This is a genomic window from Pseudoroseicyclus sp. H15 (assembly GCF_054353345.1).
In genome coordinates this window covers 322,741-337,762 of record NZ_JBTHJE010000006.1, presented here as the reverse complement: position 1 = coordinate 337,762, position 15,022 = coordinate 322,741, and the positions used below count along the sequence as shown (strand labels likewise).

Here is a 15,022-nt window from a genome sequence, read left to right as displayed (position 1 = left end):
GGGACAGCCAGCGCTCCCGCGAGAGCCCCGCTGGCGCCGAAATGCGCGGGCCGCGCCCGCGATGGGAGGAAAACATGAAAATTACCAACGTGCTCGCGAATTCCGCGGCCATCGCCCTGTCGATGGCGGCGCTCGGAACGGCGGCGCAAGCTGATACCGTCACCTACGATCGCCTGTCGAACCCCGAGCCGGGCAACTGGCTGACGCATAACTACGATTATGCCAGCCACCGCTTCTCGCCGCTCGACGAGATCAACACCGACAACGTCGGCGACCTGAAGATGGCCTTCACGCTGCCGCTGATGCCGCCGGCCACCGGCGCAGGCGCCTTCTCCAGCTCGCTGCAGGGCACGCCGCTTGTCGACAACGGCACGATGTACATGACCGACGGCTGGGGCCGGGTCTACAGCATCGACATCTCCAGCGGCGACCGCGCCCTGATCAACTGGATCATGGACCCGGAAACGCCGCCGGAATTCGCCACCGGCATCCTCAACAACCGCGGCGTGGCGCTCTACGGCGACTACGTCTATTCGATGTCGCCCGATGGCGGCTTCATCAAGACCGACCGCGCCTCGGGCGAGGTGGTCTGGCGGGTCGAGACACAGCAGAACCCCGGCGAATATTACTCGATGGCGCCGCTGGCGCTCGACGGCGCAATCATCGTCGGCCCCGCCGGCGGCGACGGCCCGATCCGCGGCCGGCTCGAAGCGCGCAGCCCCGAGGATGGTTCGGTGCTCTGGACGTTCTACACGGTCCCCTCGCCGGATGAGCCCGGCGGCGAGACCTGGGAGAACGACGCCTGGCAGACGGGCGGCGCGGCGACCTGGCTCACCGGCTCGTTCAACGTTGACCGCAACGAGCTCGTCTGGGGCATCGGCAACCCCTATCCCGACTGGGAGCCGCAGGCGCGCCCGGGCGACAACCTCTATTCCGACAGCACCGTCGCGCTCGATGCCGAGACGGGCGAGCTGAACTGGTACTTCCAGTACACGCCCAACGACAGCTTCGACTATGACGAGGCCAACACCCAGACGCTCTACAATGTCGAGGTCGATGGAGAGCCGCGCGAGCTGCTCGGCCACGTGGGCCGCAACGGCTTCTTCTACAACATCGACGCGACCAACGGCGGCTATGTCAGCGGCTCGCAATATGTAGATGAAGTCACCTGGACCGATGGCATCGACAGCAAGACCGGCCTGCCGATGGAATACGACGAGTCGCTCGCCGTGCAGGTCTATCAGGAAGACACCCGTGTGACCGAAAGCCCCTTCGGCGGGGCAGAGATGGAGTTCTGCCCCTACTTCGAGGGCGGCAACAACATGTTCCCGACGGCCTACAACCCCGATCTGCAGATGCTCTACACGCAGGCGGACGAAGGCTGCTACGTCTCGGAAGGCCTGCGGCCCGACGACTTCTCGCTGCAGGGCTCGGTCTCGGCCATCGATGTGACCACCGGTCAGGTCGTCGCCAAGCATGAGATGGATGCGGTCGGTAAGGGCGGCACGCTCGCCACGGCCGGCGGGCTGGTCTTCGGCACCAACGCGGCGGGCGACTTCTACGCGCTCGACGCCGAGACGCTGGAAGAACTTTGGAGCTTCAACGTCGGCACCATGATCGACGCTCCGCCGATCACCTTCACCGTCGGCGACAAGCAGTTCCTGGCCCTGCCGGTCGGCCCCGGCGGCGTCGGCATCGACTTCCACGATTACGCCGGCATGTCGGCCGATCCGCAGGCGGCGCTGATGTCGAACTTCCAGAAGACGTCGATGATGTACTTCTTCTCGCTCTAAAGCGGGCGACATCCGGGGGGCACGGCGCGCGTCTGGCGCCGTGCCCCAACCCTTTTTACCTCCCCAACGACGAAGGACAGGCACATCTTGTCACGTTCGATCTCACTCACCCGGCCTGCTCTCGTGGCCGCCCTGCTTGGCCTGTCGCTGTCGGCCGCTCCCGCCCTCGCGCAGGATGACGACCCGGCGCTGATGGCAGAAACCGCCGCCGCCGAAGGCGACCCGGCGAATATCGAAGCCGGCTTCCAGGCCTTCAAGGACGGCGGCTGCGCCGGCTGTCACGGCTGGGGCGCCAATGGCGACCGCATCGGCGAGAACCCCGAGGGCCCGAGCCTGCGCGCCACGCCGCTCGACGCCATCGCCATGTACGACACCATCTCCTGCGGCCGCCCCGGCACCGGCATGCCGCATTTCGACCCGCAGGCCTATTCCGACGGGCGCTGCTACGGCCTCTCCAAGGCCGATCTGGTCGACATGGGCACCCCTGTTCTGTCAGGCAATCCGCTGTCTCCGCCCCAGATCATCAACCTGGTGACCTATCTGCAGAACGACATCGTGGGCCGGCCCAACACGCCGACCGTTGCCGATTGCCAGGCCTATTACGGCGCGCGCCCCTTCTGTGCCAACCAGCCCGAGACGGATGAAGAAGCCGCCGCGCTGGAGGCCGATGCCGCAGCGGGGACTGAGTAACCATGCCTGCGCCCCGGCAGATGCTCCGCCTCGCGGCGCTGGCCGGGGCGCTTGGCCTTTCTCTTGCCGGCCCGGGCCATGCGCAGGATCTGGGCGGCAGCCGCTCGGTGCTGTTCGATCTGCAGATCGGCGCGCCGGTCGGCGACCAGCCGCAGGACTTTCAGCAATTCGCCTGCGGCACGAACGGCGGCCCCGCCTCGCTGCCGCTTACAGGCTTCGGGGATTACGCGCTCTGCCCGCCCGAAGACGAGACGGGCCTGCACGAGGTGACGTTCCAATACGGTGACGAGATGGGCTACCGGGCGCTTGCGCTGGACGTGCCGGCCATGGTCGACCGCTTCTCGGGCACGAAGATCGGCGAGAGCCCCGTCGTCGTCTCGGCCCTCATCGACGATTGCGGCGTGGTGCGCGGCCTGCGCGCCGTCACCGACGACCGTGCCTCCGACAGGCAGCGCCGCCGCGCCTATACGCTGGCGGGCTACCTTCGCTCGCAGCTGGGCGAGGAGCGGCTGACCTGCGAGGACCAGCCGCTGACCGATGGCGAGACGGCGGTGGGCAACCGTTTCGTCAAGCAGATCTGCACCGGCACGAGCGAGGAGGGGGCAGCGGTGACCCTTCGCTCCAGCTTCTTCCGCAAGGCCGGGCAGGTGACGGTGGATGCGCATACAGGCCAGTTCACCTCGGGCCAGTACGAAAGCCGCACCGTGCTGGAGATGATCTCGCCGGAGCGCAACGCTTCCTGCCCCGCACCGGCAGAGGCGCCCGCTGCCGACCTGCCCGCCGAGGGGCCGGAGGCCTTTGCCGCCGGGCTGACGAATGACTGCCCCGATTGCGATCTCTCCGGTATCCGCCTTCTGGGGCGCGACCTCTCCGGCGCCGATCTGACCGGCGCCAACCTCAGCGGTGCCACGCTGCACCGCGCGATCCTGACGGAGGCGAAGCTCGACGGCGCCAACCTCTCGGAGGCCAACCTCAACCTCGCCAACCTCTTCCGCGCCAGCCTGCGCGGCGCCGATCTGAGCCGCGCGCTGCTCTACGAGGCCGACCTTTCGGGCGCCGACCTGACGGGCGCCGCGCTCGACACCAGCCGCGCCCAGCAGGCGCATTTCCGCTCCGCCATCATGGCCGATGTCACCTGGACATGGGGAGTCGCCACCGAGGCCGATCTGGTGAGCGCCGATCTGACGAGGGCGGACCTCTCCTTCATCAATCTCGGCGGGGCAGACCTTCGCCGCGCCGGCATGACCGGGGCGAACCTGACCACCGCCTCGCTCTTCGAAAGCCGGCTTGACGGCGCCGTGCTTGACGGCGCGACGCTCACCGACGCGAACCTGCGCAATGCCCGCCTTGTCGATGTCAGCTTCGCCGGCGCCGATCTGAGCGGCGCGATGATGCTGCGGGCCTATGTGCCGGCCGGTGTGCTGGAGGGCGCATTGCTCTCGGGCACTGAAATGGCCGACGGCCGGGTGAGCGACTAGCGCGCCCCAAGCGATCCGCCTTGACCGGCGATGTCCGCTGAAATAGGGCTTCGGCCAGCGAGCGGGTATGGTGAAATGGTATCACACGAGCCTTCCAAGCTCTTGGTGCGGGTTCGATTCCCGCTACCCGCTCCAGGACATCCTGCCTGATTGCCCGGCCCGGTCGGCTCATCCGGCCCCGCCTTTGGGCAGGCACTGCAGGTTGTTCCCCGGCGGCGACGTCACTAGATAGCATCCAGCCCTGGGGAGGGGCTGAGCAGGCGAGGGACGACATGGCCGAAGCACCCCCGAGACAATTGGAAACCGAGAGACCAGCCTCGAAGCGCGTGCGCGCTCTGGGCGCTCTGGTGCCGTTCCTTGCGCCCTACAAGGGCATGATCGCGCTGGCCGGGCTGGCGCTGATCTTCACCGCCGGCATCTCGCTGATCCTGCCCGTCGCCGCGCGTACGGTCGTCGACAATTTCGATGCTGGCGCCCTGACGCAGGGCTATTTCGTTGCCGCCATCGGGCTGGCCGCGCTGCTCGCCGTCGGCACGGCGCTGCGCTACTACCTCGTCACCCGGCTGGGTGAGCGCGTGGTGGCCGATATCCGCAAGGCCGTCTTCGACAAGATGATCGGCATGTCGCCCGCCTTCTTCGAGCGGGTGATGACCGGCGAGGTGCTCAGCCGCATCACTACCGACACCACGCTGATCCTCACCGTCATCGGGCAATCCGTCTCGGTCGCTCTGCGCAACGTGCTGATCCTCTTCGGCGGCATCGCCCTGATGCTGGTGACCTCGCTGAAGATGACGCTGCTGGTGCTCTGGCCCATCCCGCTGATCTTCATCCCCATCATCGTGCTGGGGCGGCGGGTGCGCAAACTCTCGAAGGAAAATCAGGATTGGATCGCCGCCTCGTCGGGCGACGCCTCCGAACAGCTGCTGTCGTCGCAGACCGTGCAGGCCTTCACGCATGAGGCCATCAGCCGGCAGAAATTCTCGACCGTCACCGAGAAGAGCTACACCACCGCCAAGACCCGTATCCTCTGGCGGGCGGTGATGACGGCCATCGTCATCTTCATCGCCTTCGCCGGCGTCGTGGGCTTCCTCTGGATGGGCGCCGCCGATGTGCGCTCGGGCGAGATCACCATCGGCGAGCTAGTGCAGTTCATGATCTACACGGTCATGGTCGCCGGCGCCGTGGGCGCGCTGACCGAGATCTGGGGCGAGCTGCAGCGTGCCGCCGGCGCCACCGAGCGACTGGTCGAGCTGCTGCATGCCGACGATGCCGTGGCCGACCCCGCCCGCCCCCTGCCGCCGCCCGATGTGGCGCATGGGCGCATCAGCTTCGAGAATGTGAGCTTCAGCTATCCCTCCCGTCTCAACGAATCCGCCCTCGGCGGCGTGAGCTTCACGGTCGAGCCGGGTGAGACGGTGGCGCTTGTCGGCCCCTCCGGCGCCGGCAAATCCACCGTCATCCAGCTGCTTCTGCGCTTCTATGACCCGCAGCAGGGCCGCATCCTGCTCGACGGCGTCGATCTGCGCGAGATGGAGCGTGACGCCTTCCGCCGCCGCATCGCCCTTGTGCCGCAAGACCCGGTAATCTTCGGCGATACGGCGCGGGAGAACATCCGCTTCGGCCGCCCCGATGCCACCGATGCCGAGGTCGAGGCTGCCGCCCATGCCGCCGCGGCCGACAGCTTCCTGCGCACTTTGCCCGACGGCTACGACACCTATGTCGGCGAGCGGGGCCTCATGCTCTCTGGCGGGCAGAAGCAACGCGTGGCCATCGCCCGGGCCATCCTGCGCGATGCGCCGGTGATGCTGCTCGACGAGGCGACCAGCGCGCTCGATGCCGAAAGCGAGCAGCTGGTGCAGCGCGCTGTGGAAGAGCTGGCCGAGGGGCGTACCACGTTGATCGTCGCCCACCGCCTTGCCACGGTGAAGAAAGCCGACCGCATTCTCGTCTTCGAAGATGGGCATATCGTGGCTCAGGGCACGCATGACGCGCTGGTGGCCGAAGGCGGCCTCTATGCCCGCCTCGCCCGCCTGCAATTCACCGAAGGGATGGCCGCTGAATGAGCGAGACGCGCTTCCGCATGCGCGGTGAACTCAACGCCGCCCTTCCCGTAATCGAGGCGGCGCCGCGCGACGAGGGCGCTGTCGAGATGCTCGTTCTGCGCCCCGAGCCGGCTCAGCGCGAGGTGGTGGACCGGCTGAGCCTGACTGTCGAGGACGGTGTGATCGGCGATTACTGGGCGAAGGGCTACGAGGTCGACGGCGTGCGCGTCGAACCCAACCGCGCCATGCAGGTGGCCATCATGCCGATGCGTGGCCTCGCCGCGCTGGCCGGACCGCGCGACAACTGGGCTTTGGCCGGTGACAACATCATCGCCGATATCGACATGTCGCCTGAGGTGATGCCCCCCGGCACCCGCCTCGCCGTTGGCACGGCCGAGCTGGAGATCTCCACCGAGCCGCATGTCGGCTGCAATTTCTTCATGCAGCGCTACGGCCACGAGGCCTGCGTCTGGGTGAATATCGGCCGGGGCCGCGAGCTGCGGCTGCGCGGGCTCTACGCCTGCGTCACCAAATCCGGCGAGGTGGAGCTGGGCGACAAGCTGCGCGTGCTGGGCTGACGCCGCAGCCATTCTGACGCTGCGGCCGCTGCTGCGATGCGGCGGGCATTCTCCTTGCCCCAAAGGCGCTCTGCACCGATGTTGAGAGGGGAAGGGCGCCGCCAGAGTGCCCCCAGGGAGGACTTATGACGTTTGCATCCATTGCCGACTCGCGGGCCATCGCCCGGGACACGCCCTTCGACGAGCTCGATCTGCCCAAGACGACCTGGGGCATGCTGAACCGCGTGGCGGATCGCTCCCCCAGCCGGCCGGCCACCACCTTCCAGATGTTTGCCGAGCCCGGCGCCAAGGATGACACGCTCACCTGGGCGCAGCTGCGCGGGCGCACGGCGCAGGTGGCGAACATGTTCCGCCGGCTCGGCATCGGCGAGGAGGATGTCGTCGCCTATCTGATGCCGAACTGCACCGAGGTGGTCACCACCTATCTCGGCGGCCAGATCGCCGGCATCGTCAACCCGATTAACCCGCTGCTCGACCCCGCCCAAATCGCCGCCCTGCTGCGCGAGACCGGCGCCACGGTGCTGGTCACGCTGAAATCCTTCCCCAAATCCGATGTCGCCCAGAAAGCTGCAGAGGCTTTGCGCCACGCGCCGAATGTTAAGACCGTGCTAGAGGTCGATCTGCTGCGCTACATCACCGGCGTGAAGAAGCTGATCGTGCCGCTGATCCGCCCGAAGGTGGAGATTCACCATTCCGCCCGCGTGCTCGACTTCCACAAGGAGATGCAGCGCGAGAGCACCTCTCTCACCTTCCCCGATGCGAAGGGCGACCGCGTGGCCGTCTACTTCCACACCGGGGGCACCACGGGCATGCCCAAGATCGCCCGTCACCGCTATTCCGGCATCATCTACAACGCCTATCTCGGCGACCGTCTGCTCTTCCAGGAGACGGATGTGATGATCTGCCCGCTGCCGATGTTCCACGTCTTCGCCGCCATCGTGGCGATGGGCTCGGCCATGGGCTCGGGCGCCCAGATCGTCTTCCCCACGCCAGCCGGGTTCCGCGGCGACGGGGTGTACGAGAATTTCTGGAAGCTGGTGGAGCGCTACAAGGTGACCTTCGTCATCGGTGTGCCCACGGCCTTCTCGCGGCTGATGCAGGTGCCGGTAAATGCCGACATCTCCTCGCTGAAGCTGGCCTTCTCCGGCTCGGCGCCCCTGCCGGTGGAGCTTTACAAGCGCTTCGAGGCTGCGGCGGGCGTGACCATCTGCGAAGGCTACGGCCTGACCGAGGCGACCTGTCTCGTCGCCATCAACCCGCCCGATGGCGAGAAGAAGATCGGCTCCATCGGCGTGCCCTTCCCCTATACCGACGTGAAGGTCTTCGACGTCGATTCCGGCGAAGAACTGCCCCTGGGCGATGTCGGCGAGCTCTGCGTCGACAATCCCGGCGTCTGGCGCGGCGAGACCTATATGGAGACCGCCAAGAATGACGAGCTCTACCGCCCGGGGCCGGAGTCGAACGTGCAATACCTGCGCACCGGCGATCTCGGCCGGGTCGATGAGGACGGCTACATCTGGATCACGGGCCGCGCCAAGGATCTGATCATCCGCGGCGGCCACAATATCGACCCCGCCGATATCGAAGAGGCGCTCGCCAGCCATCCCGCCGTGGCGCTCGCCGGCGCCATCGGCCAGCCCGACGCGCATTCGGGCGAGGTGCCCTGCGCCTATGTCGAGCTGATCGAGGGCGGCGAGGCCAGCGTCGACGACCTTATGAGCCACACCAACGCCCGCGTGCACGAGCGGGCGGCACATCCGAAATATATCGAGATCCTGCCCGAGCTGCCGAAGACGGCGGTGGGCAAGATCTTCAAACCCGATCTGCGCAAGCGCGCCATCACCCGCGTCTATAACGAGGCGCTGGCCAGCGCCGATGTTGCAGCCGAGGTGGTGGCGGTGACGGAGGATCGTCGCCGCGGCCTTGTCGCCCAGCTCCGGCGCACGGGCACCGCCAGCCACGAGGATGTCGACCGCGCCCTCGGTGGCTTCACCCGGCCCTGGGATTGGGCCGAGGGGCAGGAAGAGACGCGGGCCAAGACCAGCGCCTGAGCGGCGAGGGGCGGAAACCATATGGTTTCCGCCTGCGATTTCCATATGGAAATCGCGCCACCGGTGGCCAAGCTGGCGCCGATGCCGCGGCTGGGCTATCCCTCGGGCCAACGCGATTTGTGAGAGGGACCCCAGAGATGAAACTTCTGCGCTATGGCGAACCCGGGGCCGAGATGCCCGGCATCCTCGATGGCGACGGCGCCATCCGCGACCTCTCGTCGATCACCCCCGATCTCTCCGGCGCCGCGCTGACGCCCGAGGGCCTCGCCCGCATCGCCGACGCCGACATCTCGGCGCTGCCCGTGGTGGAGGGCAACCCCCGCCTCGGCCCGCCCGTGGCCGGCATCGGCAAGTTCATCTGCATCGGCCTCAACTACTCCGACCATGCCGCCGAGACCGGTGCGTCGGTACCGCCCGAGCCGATCATCTTCATGAAGGCCAATTCCGCGGTCTGCGGGCCCAACGATGCCGTTCGCATCCCGCGCGGCTCCGAGAAGACCGACTGGGAGGTCGAGCTGGCCGTCGTGATCGGCAAGGCCGCCAAATACGTCAGCGAAGACGAGGCGATGGATCATGTCGCCGGCTATTGCGTGGCCAATGACGTCTCCGAACGCGCCTACCAGACCGAGCGCTCGGGCCAGTGGACCAAGGGCAAGAGCTGCGACACCTTCGGCCCGCTCGGCCCCTGGCTGGTGACGGCTGACGAGGTGGACGACCCGCAGGCGCTGCCCCTGTGGCTGAAGGTGAACGGCGACGCCATGCAGGACGGCACGACAGGCACGATGGTCTACGGCGTGAAGTACCTGGTGAGCTACCTCAGCCAGTTCATGACGCTGCACCCGGGCGACATCATCTCCACCGGCACCCCGCCTGGCGTCGGCATGGGCATGAAGCCGCCGCGCTTCCTGAAAGCCGGCGACGTCATGGACCTGGGCGTCGAGGGCCTCGGCACGCAGCGCCAGGAATGCGTGGCTGACTGAGCTTCAGGGCTTGAGAGGAAAGAGGCGCCGTCCCGACCGGGGCGGCGCCCTTCGTTTGGGCTTCAGGCAGCGGCGGAGACGGCGGGCGCTTCCCCGATCCGCAGCACCACATTGCCCACCTTGTGCCCGGTCTCGACATGGGCATGCGCAGCGGCAGCCTCCTCCAGCGGATAGGCCCGGTCGATCACCGTGATCAGCTCGCCCCGGCCCGCCATCGCGGCGATCTCGGCCAGCATCGGGTGCAGCACCTCATGCGCCTGCAGCCCGGTCGCCTGAAACAGCGCGCGGCGGCGGCCGAGCCGCGAGGTGAGGGTGGTGAGCATGAGGCCCGCACCCAGAACCGGCGAGAGGTAGCGCCCCCGCAGCTTCAGCGCCCGTTTCGCCCGGCGGAAGGGCACCTTGCCGACGGTATCGAAAACAATGTCGTAGCGGGCGCCCTCGCGCCAGAAATCGGCGGCACGGTAGTCGATCACCTCGTCGGCCCCGAGCCGCCGCAACAGCCCGGCATTCTTTGCAGAACAGACGGCCGTCACCTGCGCCCCGGCGGCGCGGGCGATCTGCACCGCCATCGTGCCGAGGCTGCCGGAGGCGCCGTTGATCAGCACCCTCTGGCCGGCGGCGAGGCCGCCAAGCCGGTAGAGGAAGTTCCAGGCCGTCAGCGCGCCGTCGCAAAGCGGCGCGGCGGCCTCGAAGCTCAGCCCCTCCGGCAGAGCCATCACCAGCCCATTGGCAGGCACGGCCACGTATTCGGCATGAGTTGCAAAGCCGAGCGCCGTCTCGCCGAAGACTGCGTCACCGGGGGCGAAGGCGGTGACGCCGGGGCCCGTCTCCTCCACCACGCCTGCAAACCCGGTGCCTGGGATGGCAGCCTTGGGGCGGCGGAGACCGAGCATCAGGCGCGCCGCCTTCGGGGTGCCGGCGCGCATCATGACATCGGCCTGCGAGACGGGGGAGGCGACGAGGCGGACAAGGATCTCGCCGGGTTTCGGGGTGGGGCAGGGCGCTTCTGTCAGGGTGAGGACATCGGGGCCGCCATAGGCGGTGACAGTGAGAGCTTTCATGGGGGTTCTCCTGATGAAGGGTGGCGGCGGCCGGGCTGCCCGGCCGCCGGAAGGGCTCAGGCGAAGGCCGCGCGGGCTTCCGGGGCAGCGGGGCGGGTGCCCCGGATGGTCAGCCAGAGGGCGAAGGAGACCTCGGCGAGCGTGACGATCACGAGAAAGCCGACGCGCACCTGGCCGAGCAGCGCCCAGTCGGGGAAGGCGAAGGAATAGAGGCTGTCGAGCAGGTAGCCGAAGCTGCCGACGGTCATCGCGTGGCCGAGGAGGCGCGGCAGCAGCCCCGAGCGGGCGACGAGCTGGCCGAGGATCATCAGGTGCAGCCAGAAAAAGAGCTGCCAGATCCACACCCCGGCACGGTGCATGTGCAGCAGGACCTCCGCCGTCGCTGGCGCGCCGCCCGTCTCGGCGATCATCAAGAGGCCCGCCTGGAAGAAGAGCATGGTGGCCATGACGCCCACCATCATCAGCCGGGCGATGGCCGCCGCCCCCGCCAGCACCGGGGAGACATGGCGGAAGAGGACGAAGAGCATCGTCGTCGTGATCACCTCGATCAGCATCACCAGCGCGTCGGCGCCGAGGCCGAGGGTGAAGAGCCCGCGGCGGGCGAGGATCGTCTCCAGCGTCGCGCCGATGTCCGGCTGGACGATCTGCGAGGGGACGTAGCCGATGGCGAAGGCGCCGAAGACGGCGATGGAGAGGTAGAGCGCCCCGGTGAGGCGGCCGAAGGCGGGGGAGGTGGGGCGGTTGAAGAGGTCAGTCATTGCGGGCTCCTGTCGTCGGGCAAGGGGAGGCCGGGCCCGGACATGGCATCCGGGTGGCGGCCCCTTTCGAATGGGGTTGGTCCTTGTGAAAGGCGCCGTGTCATCCGGCGCTGAGGGAGGTGTACCGCGGGGCGCGCCTCAAGGAAATTGACCTATCCCGTCGGACTGCTATGCGGATATGCATGGATTGGCGGAACGTCAGCTTCGACTGGACACGGGTGCGGGCCTTCCTCGTCACGGCCGAGGAGGGCTCCCTCTCCGCCGCCGCGCGGGCGCTGGGCCTCGCCCAGCCGACGCTGGGGCGGCAGGTGGATGCGCTGGAGGAGGAGCTGGGCGTGGTGCTCTTCGAGCGGGTGGGGCGGGGCCTCGCCCTCACCCCCGCCGGCCATGCGCTGATCGACCACGCGAGGGAGATGGGGCAGGCGGCGTCGCGCCTCTCCATGGCGGCCTACGGGCAGAACGAGCGGATGGAGGGGCGCGTCTCCATCTCCGCCAGCGAGGTCTACGCGGCGCTCCTCCTGCCCCCCATCCTCGCCCGGCTGCACGAAGCCGAGCCCCGCATCGAGATCGAGCTGGTCGCGACGATGGGCACCTCCGACCTGCTTCGCCGCGAGGCCGACATCGCGCTGCGCAACTTCCGCCCCAAGGAGCCCGACCTCGTCGCCCGCAAGCTCCGCGACGCCGAGGCCCATCTCTACGGCGCCCGCACCTATCTGGAGCGGATCGGGCCGATCCACACCCCTCACGACCTCTCCCGCGCCGACTTCATCTCGCTCGGCGAGACCGAGCAGATCGCTGCCGCTCTCAACCGGATGGGTCTGGGCGTGGGGCCGGCGAACTTCCCTTACCGGGCGGACAACATGCTGGTGCAATGGGAGATGGTGAAACAGGGCCTCGGCCTGGCCATCATCGACGCCCGCATCGGCGATGCCGAGCCAGCGGTGGCGCGGGCCTTCGATGGGCTGGAGGCGTTCCCCTTTCCCGTCTGGCTGGTGGCGCATCGCGAGATCCACCAATCGCGCCGCCTACGCTTCGTCTTCGACTTCCTGGCGGAGGCGTTGCGGTAGAGGGTGGGCTGGGCCTCAGGATCGTTATTCTGCTGCTTGACCTGGCAGAGAGCCTCACGCGGCAGCCTCGGATTTGGTAGCCATGAGCCGCATCAGGTGGTCGCCAATGGCCTTTCCCAACAGAGGCGGCACCGCGTTGCCGACCTGCACATACTGCTCCGTCTTTGACCCGGCGAACTCGAACCAGTCGGGGAAGGCTTGCAGCCGCGCTGCCTCTCGCACCGAGATGGCGCGGTCCTGTTCCGGGTGGATATAGGCGCCCCAGTGGATGTCGCACTTTGTCAAAACGGTGCAGGAGAGCCCGTCCCACGTCATACGACCATATCGCTTGGTGTGGTCTGACCGCTTAGCCCGCTTCATGCCTTCGGGCAGCAAGTCATGCGGAATGTCGCGCCAGCTTCCGCCAGGCGGGATGAAGGGCAGCCGGTCCATGTTGACCTTGCCGAGCCTCGGAGCCGCGTGGTTGCCCAGAGTGGTGGCGTTGCCGCGCATTTCGCGCTGATACATCGTTGGCTCGGCATCGACGTAAGGTACGCGACCCGGATCCTCGCCGTTCTTGAGCTGCGGCAGGTCACCAATGGCGTCCCTGATCGTGGTGAACGGATCCGCACGACCGGGCCCGTGGGTGGGCTCCGGGTGCGAGATTGGCGCACCGACACGGTTCCCGATGAAGACGACGCGCCGCCGCTCCTGCGGCACCCCGTATTCCTCTGCGCGCAGCACCGAGTCCTCAACCGCATATCCCAGAGCGGCAAACTCCGCCTTGATAGCCCGGACGGCTTCGCCGTTGGCGATGGAGTAGATGCCGGTCACGTTCTCCATCACGATCCATTCCGGTCGCAGGCCGTCAACAATACGCAAGTACTCTTTGAACAGCGACGCACGGGCGTCGTGCATCCCGCGCTGGTGGTTGTAAACCGAGTAAGCCTGACAAGGCGGGCCACCGACAAGCAACGACAACTCGCCTTTGCGCAAACCCGTCACCTCCATCAACCGCTCGACGGAAAGCTCCTCGATAGGACCGGGGATGAACTTTGCACGTGGGTGGGTGGCTTCAAACGTTCGGCCCGCCGCGTCGAAAAGGTCGTTGCCCGCCAACACAGTGAAACCCGCCATCTCGAGCCCGGCGGAAAGGCCGCCAGCTCCGCAGAACAAGTCAATCGCCGTGTATGTCATCGGGCTCGCCTCCGCATTTGTTCTCATTTTGTCCCACGCTGTACTTTACAGGACGTGAACTGGGCAACGTCTATTTCAGCGCTTTCGCTTTGATCCGCGTTTCGAACTCGCTTTGCGACACCGGGAGGCCACCGGTCAGCCCTAGGGTGGCGCTCTCCAATGTTGTGTAAACTTCTTCCACAACCTCCAGCTGGAACGGCGTGCCGGGCGCCGCCTGTTTGAAGTCCACGAGAAACCACGCGATGTCGGCATTCGAAAGGTCCTGGACGGCCTCCATCTTGCCCATCGAGTAAAAGAAAGGCGCATCGACGACGACGGCCATCTTCTTTCCCCAACGCCGGAGAGTCGGCACCTTTGTCAGAAGCTGCGGCATCAGCCGCTTGACCCCGCTGCTGCGATAGTCCGGGCGGCGCTTCTTTTGTGCCATCGACAGCTTGCCTTGGGTCAGCTTGAGGTGGTCAAACTCACGGCTCATTTTGTTGCCAGAGAAGTAAACGGCTTGCACCTCGACGGCCACCCAGCGCATCGAAGCGTCCTCCGCTCCGGTGGATTCGACAAGGATCATGTCGATGCGGCCAACATCCTTGCCGGATGCGCTGTCGAGGTTACCGGTTGATTCGAGGAAACCCACCTCACCGGCCCGGAGAGGTGCCGGATCAGACAGAATGCTCTCGCCGATCTTTTCGAAGACTGTACCGTCCTGATGGAAGCGCCAAGGGCAGAGGGCGCGCAGCCGTCCCCGCTCGCCCTCTATGGGCTCGATGGTCGAGGCCTCCTCACGGTAGATGCGGATAGAACAGACACCTCCCGGCTTGGTACAGGTCGGGTGCTGGCTGTCCTTTCGGAATGGACAGGGCAGCTCCTCTGCCTGCTGCCGGGCCAGTTTGTCGCGGAGAACGTTAAGGCGTTCGGTTTCCTTGGGCTTCAGCGTCCCGAGACTTTCCTTCTCAGCAAGGGCGGCCATCCGGTCCAGCTCCGTCTTCGACATGGCGGCGCCACCCACCTCATGCCCGGCCAGCTTTATCCTGTCCCAGTCGCTTAGGTCCCGAAATGGCTTTCCATACCACTCCGCTATGTGAAACCGCTCGCCTGCCAATGTCCTGCCTCCGCGCCTTGTGGTGCATTCGACGACGTCCACAATATGTAGTCAATGATTCAGAAGTGACTATCAGGGACAAGAATCGCGGGGCTGTCCGGCACGCGGCACACAGGTGCTTGAGTAAGACGAGGGGGATGATGGTGCTGTGAGAGAGGATTGAACTCTCGACCTCTCCCTTACCAAGGGAGTGCTCTACCACTGAGCTACCACAGCGCCGGTGGTGGGCGCCCTTTTAGCAACCACTCCCGC

General features: G+C 66.8%; 12 protein-coding genes and 2 tRNA genes. 9 read left to right on the top strand and 5 right to left on the bottom strand.

Annotation, left to right across the window (positions count from 1 at the left end; all coding sequences use genetic code 11):
• Positions 1-74: 74 nt before the first annotated feature.
• The 8 genes from ACXN5S_RS15550 to ACXN5S_RS15515 all read left to right on the top strand — a co-directional run bounded on the left by ACXN5S_RS15550 (position 75) and on the right by ACXN5S_RS15515 (position 9,612).
• Complete coding sequence (locus ACXN5S_RS15550) at positions 75-1,793, top strand: outer membrane protein assembly factor BamB family protein (protein WP_458606378.1); 1,719 nt, start codon at positions 75-77, stop codon at positions 1,791-1,793.
• An 87-nt stretch (positions 1,794-1,880) separates the two neighbouring features.
• A complete protein-coding gene (locus ACXN5S_RS15545) occupies positions 1,881-2,483 on the top strand; it encodes a c-type cytochrome (RefSeq protein ID WP_458606377.1) in 603 nt (200 codons plus the stop codon).
• Positions 2,484-2,485: 2 nt separating this feature from the next.
• Entirely contained in the window at positions 2,486-3,961 is a 1,476-nt protein-coding gene (locus tag ACXN5S_RS15540) for a pentapeptide repeat-containing protein (protein ID WP_458606376.1), read from the top strand.
• Between the two features lie 61 nt (positions 3,962-4,022).
• Positions 4,023-4,096, top strand: a tRNA-Gly gene (locus ACXN5S_RS15535).
• Between the two features lie 137 nt (positions 4,097-4,233).
• Positions 4,234-6,024 (top strand): ABC transporter transmembrane domain-containing protein, encoded by a 1,791-nt coding sequence (locus ACXN5S_RS15530; RefSeq protein WP_458606375.1) that lies wholly within the window; start codon positions 4,234-4,236, stop codon positions 6,022-6,024.
• Positions 6,021-6,581: a hypothetical protein gene (locus ACXN5S_RS15525; RefSeq protein ID WP_458606374.1), complete on the top strand. Its 561-nt coding sequence runs from the start codon at positions 6,021-6,023 to the stop codon at positions 6,579-6,581. The genes ACXN5S_RS15530 and ACXN5S_RS15525 overlap by 4 nt, the downstream gene beginning before the upstream one ends.
• 125 nt (positions 6,582-6,706) lie before the next feature.
• Entirely contained in the window at positions 6,707-8,632 is a 1,926-nt protein-coding gene (locus ACXN5S_RS15520; protein ID WP_458606373.1) for an acyl-CoA synthetase, read from the top strand.
• Positions 8,633-8,769: 137 nt separating this feature from the next.
• Positions 8,770-9,612 (top strand): fumarylacetoacetate hydrolase family protein, encoded by an 843-nt coding sequence (locus ACXN5S_RS15515; protein ID WP_458606372.1) that lies wholly within the window; start codon positions 8,770-8,772, stop codon positions 9,610-9,612.
• 62 nt (positions 9,613-9,674) lie between these two features.
• Here ACXN5S_RS15515 and ACXN5S_RS15510 read toward each other — a convergent pair whose 3' ends face one another.
• Both ACXN5S_RS15510 and ACXN5S_RS15505 read right to left on the bottom strand, forming a co-directional pair.
• Positions 9,675-10,673 (bottom strand): NAD(P)-dependent alcohol dehydrogenase, encoded by a 999-nt coding sequence (locus ACXN5S_RS15510; protein ID WP_458606371.1) that lies wholly within the window; start codon positions 10,671-10,673, stop codon positions 9,675-9,677.
• A gap of 56 nt (positions 10,674-10,729) precedes the next feature.
• On the bottom strand, positions 10,730-11,431 hold the full coding sequence (locus ACXN5S_RS15505; protein WP_458606370.1) for a DUF4386 domain-containing protein: 702 nt from the start codon (positions 11,429-11,431) through the stop codon (positions 10,730-10,732).
• Between the two features lie 182 nt (positions 11,432-11,613).
• On the opposite strand from ACXN5S_RS15505, the gene ACXN5S_RS15500 reads away from it, so the two are divergent.
• Positions 11,614-12,498: a LysR family transcriptional regulator gene (locus tag ACXN5S_RS15500; protein ID WP_458606369.1), complete on the top strand. Its 885-nt coding sequence runs from the start codon at positions 11,614-11,616 to the stop codon at positions 12,496-12,498.
• A gap of 54 nt (positions 12,499-12,552) precedes the next feature.
• Here ACXN5S_RS15500 and ACXN5S_RS15495 read toward each other — a convergent pair whose 3' ends face one another.
• The 3 genes from ACXN5S_RS15495 to ACXN5S_RS15485 form a co-directional block, all read right to left on the bottom strand.
• A complete protein-coding gene (locus ACXN5S_RS15495; protein ID WP_458606368.1) occupies positions 12,553-13,674 on the bottom strand; it encodes a DNA cytosine methyltransferase in 1,122 nt (373 codons plus the stop codon).
• Positions 13,675-13,744: 70 nt separating this feature from the next.
• Positions 13,745-14,662, bottom strand: coding sequence for a NotI family restriction endonuclease (locus ACXN5S_RS15490; RefSeq protein ID WP_458606367.1), 918 nt, complete (start codon positions 14,660-14,662; stop codon positions 13,745-13,747).
• 249 nt (positions 14,663-14,911) lie between these two features.
• Positions 14,912-14,986 (bottom strand) — tRNA-Thr (locus ACXN5S_RS15485).
• Positions 14,987-15,022 lie beyond the last annotated feature (36 nt).